The organism is Clostridium sp. 7_2_43FAA (assembly GCF_000158375.2).
GTDB classification, from domain to species: Bacteria; Bacillota; Clostridia; order Clostridiales; family Clostridiaceae; genus Clostridium; species Clostridium tertium.
On record NZ_JH815222.1, the window covers coordinates 1805900 to 1818242 of the forward strand.

The 12343-nt window shown below is 27.4% G+C and carries 12 protein-coding genes, 1 tRNA gene and 2 other annotated features; of the genes, 2 read left to right on the forward strand and 11 right to left on the reverse strand.

Annotated features, from left to right (window positions below; translation table 11 throughout):
• Window positions 1–115: 115 nt before the first annotated feature.
• The 8 genes from pheT to ytxC all read right to left on the reverse strand — a co-directional run bounded on the left by pheT (window position 116) and on the right by ytxC (window position 8785).
• Window positions 116–2494 carry a phenylalanine--tRNA ligase subunit beta gene (pheT, locus tag CSBG_RS10125; RefSeq protein ID WP_008679224.1) on the reverse strand — a complete coding sequence of 793 codons (2379 nt, stop codon included), beginning with the start codon at window positions 2492–2494 and terminating at the stop codon, window positions 116–118.
• Window positions 2495–2512: 18 nt separating this feature from the next.
• Window positions 2513–3532 carry a phenylalanine--tRNA ligase subunit alpha gene (gene pheS, locus CSBG_RS10130; protein ID WP_008679226.1) on the reverse strand — a complete coding sequence of 340 codons (1020 nt, stop codon included), beginning with the start codon at window positions 3530–3532 and terminating at the stop codon, window positions 2513–2515.
• Window positions 3533–3578: 46 nt separating this feature from the next.
• Window positions 3579–3806 (reverse strand) — a binding site (T-box leader).
• A 67-nt stretch (window positions 3807–3873) separates the two neighbouring features.
• On the reverse strand, window positions 3874–4656 hold the full coding sequence (locus tag CSBG_RS10135; RefSeq protein ID WP_008679229.1) for an RNA methyltransferase: 783 nt from the start codon (window positions 4654–4656) through the stop codon (window positions 3874–3876).
• 13 nt (window positions 4657–4669) lie between these two features.
• Window positions 4670–5338: a TrkA family potassium uptake protein gene (locus CSBG_RS10140; RefSeq protein ID WP_008679230.1), complete on the reverse strand. Its 669-nt coding sequence runs from the start codon at window positions 5336–5338 to the stop codon at window positions 4670–4672.
• Window positions 5339–5351: 13 nt separating this feature from the next.
• Entirely contained in the window at window positions 5352–6692 is a 1341-nt protein-coding gene (locus CSBG_RS10145) for a TrkH family potassium uptake protein (RefSeq protein ID WP_008679232.1), read from the reverse strand.
• Between the two features lie 192 nt (window positions 6693–6884).
• Window positions 6885–7244, reverse strand: a complete 360-nt coding sequence (gene rplT / locus CSBG_RS10150; protein WP_008679234.1) for a 50S ribosomal protein L20 — start codon at window positions 7242–7244, stop codon at window positions 6885–6887.
• Window positions 7245–7264: 20 nt separating this feature from the next.
• The gene (gene rpmI / locus CSBG_RS10155) at window positions 7265–7462 is read right to left on the reverse strand and encodes a 50S ribosomal protein L35 (RefSeq protein ID WP_008679235.1); all 198 of its coding nucleotides are present in this window, start codon (window positions 7460–7462) and stop codon (window positions 7265–7267) included.
• A 257-nt stretch (window positions 7463–7719) separates the two neighbouring features.
• Window positions 7720–7854 (reverse strand) — a sequence feature (ribosomal protein L20 leader region).
• Between the two features lie 40 nt (window positions 7855–7894).
• A complete protein-coding gene (gene ytxC / locus CSBG_RS10160) occupies window positions 7895–8785 on the reverse strand; it encodes a putative sporulation protein YtxC (RefSeq protein ID WP_008679236.1) in 891 nt (296 codons plus the stop codon).
• Between the two features lie 137 nt (window positions 8786–8922).
• On the opposite strand from ytxC, the gene CSBG_RS10165 reads away from it, so the two are divergent.
• Window positions 8923–9624 carry a DUF6873 family GME fold protein gene (locus CSBG_RS10165; protein ID WP_008679237.1) on the forward strand — a complete coding sequence of 234 codons (702 nt, stop codon included), beginning with the start codon at window positions 8923–8925 and terminating at the stop codon, window positions 9622–9624.
• 219 nt (window positions 9625–9843) lie between these two features.
• On the opposite strand, the gene CSBG_RS10170 is transcribed toward CSBG_RS10165, so the two are convergent.
• Entirely contained in the window at window positions 9844–10362 is a 519-nt protein-coding gene (locus tag CSBG_RS10170) for a hypothetical protein (protein ID WP_008679238.1), read from the reverse strand.
• Between the two features lie 215 nt (window positions 10363–10577).
• The gene (locus CSBG_RS10175) at window positions 10578–11252 is read right to left on the reverse strand and encodes an HD domain-containing protein (RefSeq protein WP_008679239.1); all 675 of its coding nucleotides are present in this window, start codon (window positions 11250–11252) and stop codon (window positions 10578–10580) included.
• Between the two features lie 98 nt (window positions 11253–11350).
• Between CSBG_RS10175 and CSBG_RS10180 the strand changes: the two genes are divergently transcribed.
• Window positions 11351–11425: transfer RNA gene (locus CSBG_RS10180), tRNA-Cys, on the forward strand.
• A 36-nt stretch (window positions 11426–11461) separates the two neighbouring features.
• Here the strand turns inward: CSBG_RS10180 and hslO are convergent.
• Window positions 11462–12343, reverse strand: coding sequence for an Hsp33 family molecular chaperone HslO (gene hslO / locus CSBG_RS10185; protein WP_008679240.1), 882 nt, complete (start codon window positions 12341–12343; stop codon window positions 11462–11464).

Below are 12343 nucleotides of genomic sequence, written 5' to 3' on the forward strand. Positions count from 1 at the left end.
ATATTTTATATTATAAAAAACATATTATATATACACAAATATTATTAATAATAAAGCTGTATTTTAAGAATTCTCTCTTCATACAGCTTTATTAATATTTTATATAAAGTTTTTATTATCTTAAAGTAGCACCTAATTTATATTCAAGGCTTCTTAATATTTTATCATGAACCTTATTAACATCATTATCTGTAAGTGTCTTCTTTTCATCTCTATATGCAATTGCATAAGCTATACTCTTTTTACCTTCTGGTATTTGAGTTCCTTTATAAATATCAAATAATTTTACTTTTTCAACTAAGTTTCCACCAGCTTTTTTAATAGTATCTTCTATTTCTTGCACTAATACTTCATCATTTACTAATAAAGCTATATCTCTTGTAACTGCTGGGAACTTTGGAAGTGGCTTATATTTCTTAGTTGTTTCAGCACTATTAAATAATAAATCTAAATCTAATTCAGCTAAATAGCAATTAACATCAACGCCATAGTTTTCTGAAACGTCAAGGTGAACTTCACCTAATACCCCTACTTTTGATTTACCAATCATTAAAGCAGCAGTTTTACCTGGGTGATAGCTAGGATTTTCAGCTTCACGAGCAAATGTTACTTTATTTAGACCTAAAGCTTCAACAATATTTTCTACAACTCCCTTTAAATCTAAATAATCGCAGTTTCCGTACATACCAATTGTTAATATATTCTTTTCAGTTGGAAGAACAGTTTCATCTTCATTTGGTATATATATCTTACCAACCTCAAATAATCTAGCATATTCATTATTTCTTGAATAGTTTCTTCCTAAAGATTCCATCATTGAATGAATAGTAGTTGTTCTCATTACAGAATAATCTTCGCCAAGTGGATTTTTAATCTTTACAACATTTCTTAGCTCACTATTTTCTGGTAAATTGATTTTATCAAAAACTTTAGGTGATACAAAAGAATAGCTTATAGATTGATTTAATCCACTTCCTATCATAGTATTTATAACTTCTTCAGTTAATATTTCATTTTTATATTTAGGCTCTCTTTCAGTAGATACCTTAAATATTGTAGTTGGAATCTTATCATATCCATATATTCTTGCAACTTCTTCAGCTATATCTTCTTTAATTGCTATATCAATTCTAAATGTTGGTATATTTATAACTAAATCATCATTTACAACTTCTGTTTTTAAATCTAAAGAATCAAGATATTTTTTCATATCTTCTTTTGCTATTTCTGTTCCTAAAAATTTATTTATCCAGTTAGAATCTACTGTAATACTTCCTTCTTCTTTCTTTTGAGTATATACATCAATAGTTCCTTCCATTACTTCACCACATCCAAGTTCGCAGATTAAAGCACAAGCTCTATCTATTGCAAGACTTGCAAGATTTGGATCTATATCTTTTTCAAATCTTGATGAACTTTCAGTTCTTAAATTAAGCTTTTTAGAGTTAACTCTTATATTAGTTCCATCAAAGTTTGCACATTCAAAAATAACTTCAGTTGTATCTTCTTTAATTTCTGAATTTAATCCACCCATTATTCCTGCTAAAGCTATAGTTTTATCTCCATCCTTTATGCATAGGAAGCTAGAATCAAGATTTCTTTCAATTTCGTCTAAAGTTACAAAAGTCTCTCCATCTTTAGCTCTTTCTACAACTATTTTTCCACTTTGAATTTCCCTTGCATCAAAAGCATGCATTGGTTCTCCAAGTTCTAACATTACAAAATTAGTTATATCAACTATATTATTTATAGGTCTAACACCAGCTTCTAATAATCTTTCTTGCATCCAGCTTGGTGAAGGCATAACCTTAACATTTTTAACTCCTCTTGCCATGTATCTTCTACATAAAGAATCTTTAACTTCAACTTTTAAATTATCATTGATATTTTCAGAATTCTTTACTTCATAATTAAAACTTGGCATCTTATAAGATGTAGAAAGAGTTGCTGCAGTTTCTCTTGCCATACCAACAATACTTAAACAATCTGGTCTATTTGAAGTTATTTCAAAATCTAATATTGATTTGTTAAGTCCTAGGTATTTTTTAATATCCATTCCTAATGGTGCATCTTTAGGTAAAATCATTAACCCATGAACTGGTTCATCACCAGCTATTCCAAGTTCTTCTTCTGAGCAGAACATACCATTAGATACTACCCCTCTAAGTTTACCCTTCTTAATTTCTGTTCCATCTGCTAAAGTTGATTTATGAAGAGCAACAGGTACTATATCTTCTTCCTTCATATTTGTTGCAGCTGTAACAATTTGAATTTTTTCATCAGCTCCTATATCAACTTGACAAATCTTTAATTTGTCAGCATCTGGATGTGTAGTTACTTCAACAATTTTTCCAGTAACTACATTTTTAATTACATCCCCTTGAGTAATAACTTCTTCTACTGCTGAACCTGTTAATGTTAATCTATCTCCAAGCTCTTTTGCATCTATATTCACTTCAACATAATCTTTTAACCAATTAAATGGTACTTTCATCTCTTTTACCTCCTCTAATTAAAATTGATTTAAAAATCTCATATCACTTTCGTATAATAGTCTGATGTCATCTATTCCATATTTAAGCATAACCATTCTATCAACGCCAAATCCGAAGGCAAATCCGCTATAAACTTCTGGGTCTATACCACAATTTCTTAATACTTGTGGATGAACCATTCCACAACCTAAAAGTTCTATCCATCCACTTCCTTTACAAACTCTACATCCTTTTCCTTCACATACGAAGCAAGTTGCATCCATTTCTGCTGAAGGTTCTGTAAATGGGAAATGGTGAGGTCTAAACTTAGTTTTAACCTTATCTCCAAACATCTTCTTTGCAAAAAGCTCTAGAGTTCCTTTTAAATCTGCAAATGTAACTCCCTTATCAATAACTAATCCTTCCATTTGATAGAATATAGGTGAGTGAGTTGCATCAACTGCATCTGATCTATATACTTTACCTGGAGCTATCATTTTTATTGGTGGAGCTTGATTTTCCATAACTCTAATTTGAACTGGTGAAGTTTGTGTTCTTAATACTAAATTATCATTTATATAAAAAGTATCTTGTTCACTTCTTGCTGGGTGATCCTTTGGAATATTTAAAGCTTCAAAGTTGTAATGATCTAATTCTACTTCTGGGCCTTCTTCTACTGTAAAACCCATTGATATAAAGATATTCTTCATACTTTCTAAAGTTAAATCTAAAGGATGTCTCTTACCAATTAAACTCTTATTTCCTGGCAGAGATATATCTATAACTTCTGATGCTAATTTAGCATTTTTTTCTTTTTCTTTTATTCCTCTTGATATTTCTTCAATCTTATCTTCAACTTCTTTTTTTACTACATTTACAAGCTTTCCTACTATTGGTCTTTCTTCTTGAGATAATGATCCCATTCCTCTTAATATAGTAGTTAGCTCTCCTTTTTTACCTAGATACTTAACTCTTATTTCTTCTAATTCTGAGCTAGTATTTACATTTGTTAATTCATTAAATGCATTTTCTTTAATAGACATTAACTTTTCTTGCATATTTGTTCCTCCTTTTTGATTAAAATAAAAAAACTTCGTCCCTAACAAAAGGGACGAAGTGCCGCGTTACCACCCTAATTGGTTATAAAATTTTATAATTTTATAACCCAACTCAAATTTAAATAACGGTTAAACCCGCTAGAAACTACTGTTAACTTCACTTCTAGGACTCCTGAGGGAACTTCAATATAAACTTCTTTAAAATAGCTTCCAGTCTTAGACTATTTCTCCCTGTAAAGTCCTTTATATCTACTTTCTCATTCATTGTCTTTTTATATTTAATTTATAATTTATTATACAAATAAACTTAATTAATTTCAATAGAAAGTTTCTATTTATTTCTATATTAGATTTTGTCTTACTTTTTCAAATAAAATTATGGATGTTGCTATTGCTACATTTAAAGATTCAGCTCCACCTGGCATTGGAATTTTTACCTTTTTACTTGCAAGCTCAAAAAGCTCATTACTTATCCCATTACCTTCATTGCCTACAGCTAGCATTATTTTTCCCTTTAAATTTTCTTCAAAAAAGTTTTTAGATTCCTCAAGAGATGTTGTTACTAAGGCAACCCCATTATCTTTAAGTTTTTTAATAATACTAAAATCTTCATCATCATAAAAAATAGGAACATAAAATATAGAACCCATAGTAGATCTTATTGTTTTATCATTATAAATATCTACTGTTCCCTTTGTTAATATTATTCCATCAACTCCAGCTGCGTGGCCAGTTCTTATTATGGTTCCTAAATTACCCGGGTCTTGAACTTTATCACATACTAGGAAAAATCCACCGTCTAAATCAATAGTCATTTTTTTATTTTTAACTACTGCTATAACTCCTTGAGGATGTTCTGTAGAAGATATTTGTAGGAATAAACTACTTGAAAAAACATATATTTTATCATCATTAATAACTTCTTTTAAACTACTGTTATATAATTTTTCCTCATTACCTTGAGATAAAATTATATATTCTATTTCCATATTAGCTTTTGCAGCTTCTTCTATTAATCTAAATCCTTCTAAAATGAACTTACCTTCTTTTTGCCTAAATCGTCTTTCTTTAAGTTTCTTTATAGACTTAAAAAAATTATTTTCTTTACTTTCTATATAAATCAAAATTTACACCTCGTTAATTTGATTTAGCTATCATGCCTTCTAATCTATTTAGGTCTTCAGCTGATCCTATAGCAACAATTACATCATTATCTTCAATTATATCTTCTGCTGATGGTGATAAGTTAACTTCATCGCCTCTTTTAATTGCCATAACATTTATTCCATATTTGCTTCTAAGTCTTAATTCATTTAAAGTTTTTCCTGACCATTCATCTAAAACTTGAATTTCCATAACGCTGTAATCTTCTGAAAGTTCAATATAATCTAATATATTTGCTGAAACTAAATTATGAGCAACTCTTACTCCCATATCTTTTTCTGGTAGTACAACTCTATCTGCTCCAATTTTGTAAAGAACTTTTGCATGTAAATCGCTATGACCTTTAGCTATAATATATTTAACTCCAAGTTCTTTTACTAATAACGTAGCCATAATACTTGATTGAATATTATCCCCTATAGTAACTACTGCTACATCAAAATTTCTTATTCCTAATGCCCTTAAAGCATTTTCATCTGTTGCATCTAGCTGTACAGCATGTGTAACGCTATCAGCTATTTCTTGTACTATATCTTCATCTTTATCTATTGCTAATACATCATTTCCCAAAGAATATAAGGTTTTTGCTATTGAAGATCCAAATCTTCCAAGCCCTATAATTACAAATTGTTTATTAGCCAATTGAATTCATCTCCTAACCTATCAAAATTTTCCCTTCTGGATATTTATAACCAGATTTCTTGCGCTTTCTTGTTAATGCAAGCATTACAGTAAGAGGACCAACTCTTCCAAAATACATCATAAGCATAATTAAAACTTTACCTATAGAACTTAGATTAGGAGTAAGCCCTAATGTTATCCCTACAGTCCCAAATGCTGATGTCGTTTCATATAATAAATCTATAAAACTAACACCAACTTCAGTGTATGATAAAATCATTGTTGAAAATATTACTAAAGATACTCCTATAAATAATAAAGTAAATGACTTATATACGATTTCTTTTGTAAATCTTCGTCCAAATACTTCCGTATCTTCTCTTCCTTTTATTACACAAATAACAGTTAATACTAAGATACCAAAAGTTACTGTCTTTAAACCACCAGCAGTAGATCCTGGAGATCCTCCAATAAACATTAATATTATAGTTAAAAATTTACTTGCTAAGGTCATGCCACTGGTTGATATACTATTAAACCCTGCTGTTCTTGGAGTTACAGATGCAAAAAACGAATTTAATAATTTATCTTTAATATTCATATTTGCTATTGTGTCAACGTTATTATATTCAAATATTAACATTAAAATAGCTCCACCAAATACTAATATAGCTGTAGTTATTAGTACTAATTTAGAATGAAGGGATAACTTTTTCATCCCTTTAAATTCATATATCTCTAAAAGAACTGTAAATCCTAATCCACCAATTATTATTAATGCACTTATTACTAAAATCACTACGCTATTACTTGAATAACCGACTAGGCTTGTTCCAAACAAATCAAATCCTGCATTGCAAAAAGCTGAAATCGAATGAAAAATGCTATAAAATATTCCTCTACCAATACCATATTCAGGCACAAATTGTGTTGATAACAATAATGCTCCAAAAAATTGTACTGACATAGTAAAAATCAGAACATATTTAACCATTTTTACAAGGCCTTGAATAGAATATGTGTTCATTGCTTCTTGCATAACAAGTCTTTCTCTTAAAGTTATTTTCTTACCTAATATTAAGGATATAAGAACTCCAAAAGACATAAAACCAAGTCCACCAATTTCTATTAACGTTATAATAACTGTCTGACCAAAAACACTCCAATGTGTACTAGTATCTAATGTTATTAATCCAGTTACACATACTGCAGATGTAGATGTAAAAATAGCATCCAGAAAATTTGTTGGCTCACCAGTTCTTGATGAGATAGGTAGGGATAATATAATTGCACCTATTATAATCACTATCAAGAATCCTAATGCTAATATTTGAACTCCATTTAACCTAAATTTTTTTTTCGAACTAAACTGCATATCTTCACCTCTTAGATATACTAAATTTATATATAAGTTTCAATTAATGATCTAAGTAATTGATATTATTACAGTATTACTTATTAATATAATAATTTTACAACTTATATAGTAATACTAATTATTATAAACTATTTATATTTATATTATTTATATCTATCTACAAAAAATGCGACCATAAGGTCGCAGTAATTATTTATTTAGTTGGCTTTTTGCTACTTCTACTAAATCTGCAAATGCCTTAGGATCATTTATAGCTATTTCTGATAACATTTTTCTATTCATATCAATTCCAGCTAATTTGATTCCATTTATAAATTTTGAATATGAAAGACCATTCATTCTTGTAGCAGCATTAATTCTTGCTATCCATAATCTTCTGAAATCTCTCTTCTTTAATCTTCTTCCAACATAAGCATTTCTTAAAGCTCTTATTACTGATTCATTAGCAGTTTTAAATAATCTGCTCTTTCCACCATAATAACCTTTTGCAAGCTTTAATACTTTTTTATGATTTTTACGTGAGTTTACCGCTCTTTTAACTCTTGCCATGCTTCAAACCTCCTACAATCTTATAAATATGGTAATAATTTCTTCATTGCTTTTTCTTGAGTAGTTGAAACATAAGCAGTCTTTCTTAAGTTTCTCTTTCTCTTAGAGCTTTTCTTTGTTAAGATATGGCTCTTGAAAGCTTTTGCTCTTTTTAGCTTTCCTGTACCTGTTTTTTTAAATCTTTTTGCTGCACCTCTGTGCGTTTTCATTTTTGGCATAATAAAATCCTCCTCTCAGATTATGCTTTATTAAGGGGCATAAATTCTAATAATTATAAAATATCATAAACCAATTTCAAAAATATATGTTAAATAATAATTTCTCATTCTTGATTAACCCCTTAATTATAAGTAGTAATTTTAAATTAACTCTTCTATATCGAATTATTTAGAATCACTTTTAAATTGCATTTTATGCATATCTAATAATGCTAAACATTAAACTTCTTTTTTATCTTGTAACTTACTATATTTGAACAAAATAAAAAAGACAGCAATATGCCGTCCTCATAATACTCACGTTTAATTTAAATAATAAATTAAAATAAGAATATACTACCTTACTAAGCTCTGCCGTAAGGTGAGAAACGGCTTTGTTTCTTCTTAACAATTGTAATTATATTATTTGATAAAAAACTTGTCAACATAATTTTAAAATTTAACTTGTTTTTCTATACATAAAGAACATCCTTTGCAATAACTTACCTTATCTTCAAACACATTTTCTATTGTATCTATAAATTCTTTATTTAAGCAATTTTTCTTTCCATGTATTATTACTTTCTTGGGAGCATTAGTTATTAACCCGCTTATTATTATATCTTCCATTTTCGCATCTGTATCTATTCTACACTCCATTAATTCTTTCATAAACTCATTAAATATATCTTCTTTATTTTTATCTTTTATTGAGTAATTTCCAATTTCATCAATAAGTATATTTACTTCATCTATTTTGCTTTCTTGAATATCTACAAAATACTTTAATAGTTTAACAAACTCTCTGTATTCTTTTTCTACCATATAACTTTCAATAACCTTATCTATTATGTTTTCTATATCTTCTCTTAGCTCCTTCATTCTAAATCTAATAAACCCATTTATATTTATTTCTGAATTTTCTTCTAAACACCCCTTAATTTTTTCTATTACATTATTCATTTTATTCATGCAATACACTAAATTATCAAATTTTAGAGATTCTTTTCCTAATAATATTTGCATGATTTCTTCTTCAACTTCTATTACTTCTTCTTGTTTAAGAAAGAAATAATTTTCAGTTAAAAAATCAAACATTTCTTTTTCTTTATATTGTTCTATAACAATTTTATATAACACATTACTTATATATAAATTTATGATATCTTTTATTCTTTCATTATAACTATCATCATCACATAATATCTTTACTATATGATTATCAAGTTCCACACTTTCTACTATCCCAATTTTTATGTCTTTTTTCCTTAGAATAGTCCTTAACTCCTGAATTTCACCTACAAAATCTAGATCGTCATTATAAACAAGCTTTAGTACAAGCATGGATTTCACTCCCTTTCTAGTAATAGTATGTATAAATTTTAAAACTATATTCAAAAAATATTTCTTAACAATCGACAAAGATACATAACTAATCTATAATTAATCCATATTTATTATTAATTTTTAGGAGCCTATTTATGATTTGTTTTGTTGATTATAGAATTACTGAATTAGAAAAAAAAGTACTTAAATCTCTTAATTTATCAATATTAGAAATACCAAAGTGTAATAATTTGTACAAAGCTATTGATGGTCATGTGGACATACAATTAAATATAATAGATAAAAAGTCGAAAAAAGTAATAATTCATAAAGATATATCAAAAATTTTCAAAGAAAAACTTGATATTTTTAATATAAACTATATAGAAAGTTCAAAATTCTTAAACTATTCTTATCCTGAAAATATATTTTTAAATGCATTGATTCTAGAAAATCATTTTATACATAACTTAAAATATACTGACGAAAATTTACTTTCAACTCAAAGCCACAAAAATTTAATTAATGTTAAACAAGGATATACCAAATGTTCTTGCTTACCAGTAAATGATAAAGCCTTTATAACTAACGATACCGGAATATATAACACATTAAAAAATCATGGTTTTGATATCCTGCTATTACCTCCAGGCGATATAATACTAGAAGGTTTAGATTATGGCTTTATTGGTGGCGTAGGTGGCCTTATTAATAAAGATTTAATGGCCTTCTATGGTAATTTAGATTTATATCTTTATGGCGATAAAGTAAAATCTTTTTTAAAAAAGTATGGAATAACCCCTATTTATCTAATGAATGAAAAACTTCATGATAGAGGAAGCTTACTTGTTTTATAGCCTTTTATATAATACGTTTTATATATATAAATGTTTCTAATATTGATTTAACAATTTAATTTATAATTCTTTGTTTATTATAAAATTTTTTAACATGTGAATAAATAAGATAAGAAAGTTATAAAAAGTAGATATGCTTTTTACCTTTTATAGCTATATAATTTTTAATATTATATAGCTATAAAGTAATCTAAGAAATTATATAGTTGAATTAAAAATTTAATGCAGTATATCTTTTATGATTAAATCTATTGAATCAATTTCTTTATCTGTATAAGAATAAAGCTTATAATCATATGCATAATTATTAAGAGCTGTTTCAGTATTATGGTTACTTTGTTCTTTAGTTAAAATACTATTATAATCTAATCTAGTAATATGTATCGATATAGTTTTTCCTATTGATTTCAAACATTCTATTTCTTTTGGAAACCTTGCATCAGGTATAATTGCTACATCAAAATCATCTTTTACTAAACTGAGTATTTTTAGTAGTTCATTTATTAAAAACATTTCATCAATTTCTCTCATTCGATCTCCTAATTTTTGAAGTAAATCCCTTCCTTTTGCATCCTTTAAGCCGTTCCATTTGTATACTTGTGTTGCAACCATTTTCAAATAATCGGCATAATGAATTATAAATACTCTTTTTCCTTCTTTCTCAAGTATATTTTTCAATTTATTTGCAAGAGTATCTTTTCCATGTCCTGCCCCTCCAGATATTGATATGTACTTCATTATAAATATCCTCCTTAAAGTAATTTATTTATGTATATATTTATATAACACTATTTTTTAATAAACATACTATCATTATATATAACCTACAATAAGGTTGGACTTATTATTCAAACCTTATAGAAGTGATTAATTTAGCGATATTAGTATTATAAGTAAAAACTATTTATAGAAGATTATCTTATTTAAATTATACCTTACTTAAAATTCATTTTTTAATTTAATATAATTTTTTCTATTTCTATAATATCTTCTCTTAACTTATAATACTTTTTATTATTTTCTTTTTCTAATATATCTAATATAGTAATAACCTCATTTATATTATTCCTATTTTCATGCATTTGTTGATTTCCTCTACCTAATTTATCACAAATGAAAAGTAATATTATATCATCAAAATTTTTACTACTCAATAATTTATTAATATTTGAAAAAGGTAAATTTTTTAATATATAAATATGATGCATATGAAATCTTACAATTTCACTTACATTTTCTACAAATCTAATATCTTCATATCTTTCTAGAAGCTCATATACCATTTTTGCTCCTTCTATATCATGCTCATAAGATCTGTATCTTCCTTTAATAAATTTAGTTGTAGGTATCTTACCAATATCATGCAATAATGCAGACCACATAAATTTTTTACTGTCATTAGAAAAATCTTTTATCCTAGCTGCCACATCTATTACCATTTTAGTATGATTCCAGACATTTCCTTCTGGATGGAACTTCTTTTCTTGAGGTATATCTTTAAGCTTTGAAACTATACTAAAGTCACTATTTTTAAATTCTTCATTTTTCATTAGTTTATCTATTTCTATAGATGGTTTCTCATTTTCAAGTAATATTTTATTTATTTTATTAAATATTTCTACTTGCATACTTTCACCTCCTAGTTTATTATTTGTATTAATTAATCTTTTTATTTTAATTTAGTATCAAAATAAATGTTATAACATAAAATATAATTATAAAGTTTGGCGCTATAGCCAAGTGGTAAGGCAGAGGTCTGCAAAACCTTTATTCCCCAGTTCAAATCTGGGTGGCGCCTCCAAACAAAAAAGCTTAGATTAATCTAAGCTTTAATTTTTTATTTTCTTGCTTTATCTAATATTTTACCAATTTCTTTATTTGAAAAATTATATGCAGTATTACAGAAATTACATTTAATTTCTTCTTCTTTACCATCATCATATATTTCTTGAAGTTCTTTTTCTCCTATAGATATTAAAGCTGCTTCAACTCTTTCTCTTGAGCAATTACAAGTATATTCTGGTGTAACATCTTCTAAAATTTTCAGATCCATTCCTTCAAATATATACTCTAATACCTTATCTATACTTCCATGTTCTTGTAACATTTGAGTTATTGAAGGAACTTCTTCCAATCTATATGTTATTAAATCTGATAATAAATCATCGGCATTTGGCATCATTTGAATTATAAATCCACCTGCAACCTTTATTGAATAATCTCTATCTACTAAAACACCTAAAGCTACTGCAGATGGTGTTTGTTCGGATACTGTAAAGTAATATGCTAAATCTTCACCAATTTCTCCTGTATATATAGGAACTTGACCTACATAAGGATCTCTCATTCCCAAATCTTTAATAACTGTAAATTCACCATTTACACCTACGTATCCACCTACATCTAATTTCCCTTTTGCATTTAAAGGAAGATTTCCATATGGATTTCCGATAAATCCTTTAACATTTCCACCTTCATATGCTGTTACAGTAATTCCTTTCGCTTCCCCGCCACCATTTATTCTTAAAGTCATTACTTCCTTTTCTGATTTTAATGTAGTACCCATTAAAGCTCCTGCAGTAAGCATTCTACCAAGTGCAGCTGCTGCAACTGGTGTACATTCATGTATTTTACTTCCTGTATTAACTAAATCAGTAGTTTCTCCAGCAATAATTCTTACCATTCCATCTTTTGCTGTTGCTCTTATAATTTTATCCAT

Bases quoted from the DNA above. Each gene is read 5' to 3' on its own strand.
- pheS (WP_008679226.1), bottom strand. From the start codon at position 3,532: ATGCAAGAAAAGTTAATGTCTATTAAAGAAAATGCATTTAATGAATTA.
- pheT (WP_008679224.1), bottom strand. From the start codon at position 2,494: ATGAAAGTACCATTTAATTGGTTAAAAGATTATGTTGAAGTGAATATA.
- rplT (WP_008679234.1), bottom strand. From the start codon at position 7,244: ATGGCAAGAGTTAAAAGAGCGGTAAACTCACGTAAAAATCATAAAAAA.
- CSBG_RS10175 (WP_008679239.1), bottom strand. From the start codon at position 11,252: ATGCAAGTAGAAATATTTAATAAAATAAATAAAATATTACTTGAAAAT.
- hslO (WP_008679240.1), bottom strand. From the start codon at position 12,343: ATGGATAAAATTATAAGAGCAACAGCAAAAGATGGAATGGTAAGAATT.
- CSBG_RS10145 (WP_008679232.1), bottom strand. From the start codon at position 6,692: ATGCAGTTTAGTTCGAAAAAAAAATTTAGGTTAAATGGAGTTCAAATA.
- CSBG_RS10165 (WP_008679237.1), top strand. From the start codon at position 8,923: ATGATTTGTTTTGTTGATTATAGAATTACTGAATTAGAAAAAAAAGTA.
- CSBG_RS10170 (WP_008679238.1), bottom strand. From the start codon at position 10,362: ATGAAGTACATATCAATATCTGGAGGGGCAGGACATGGAAAAGATACT.
- rpmI (WP_008679235.1), bottom strand. From the start codon at position 7,462: ATGCCAAAAATGAAAACGCACAGAGGTGCAGCAAAAAGATTTAAAAAA.
- ytxC (WP_008679236.1), bottom strand. From the start codon at position 8,785: ATGCTTGTACTAAAGCTTGTTTATAATGACGATCTAGATTTTGTAGGT.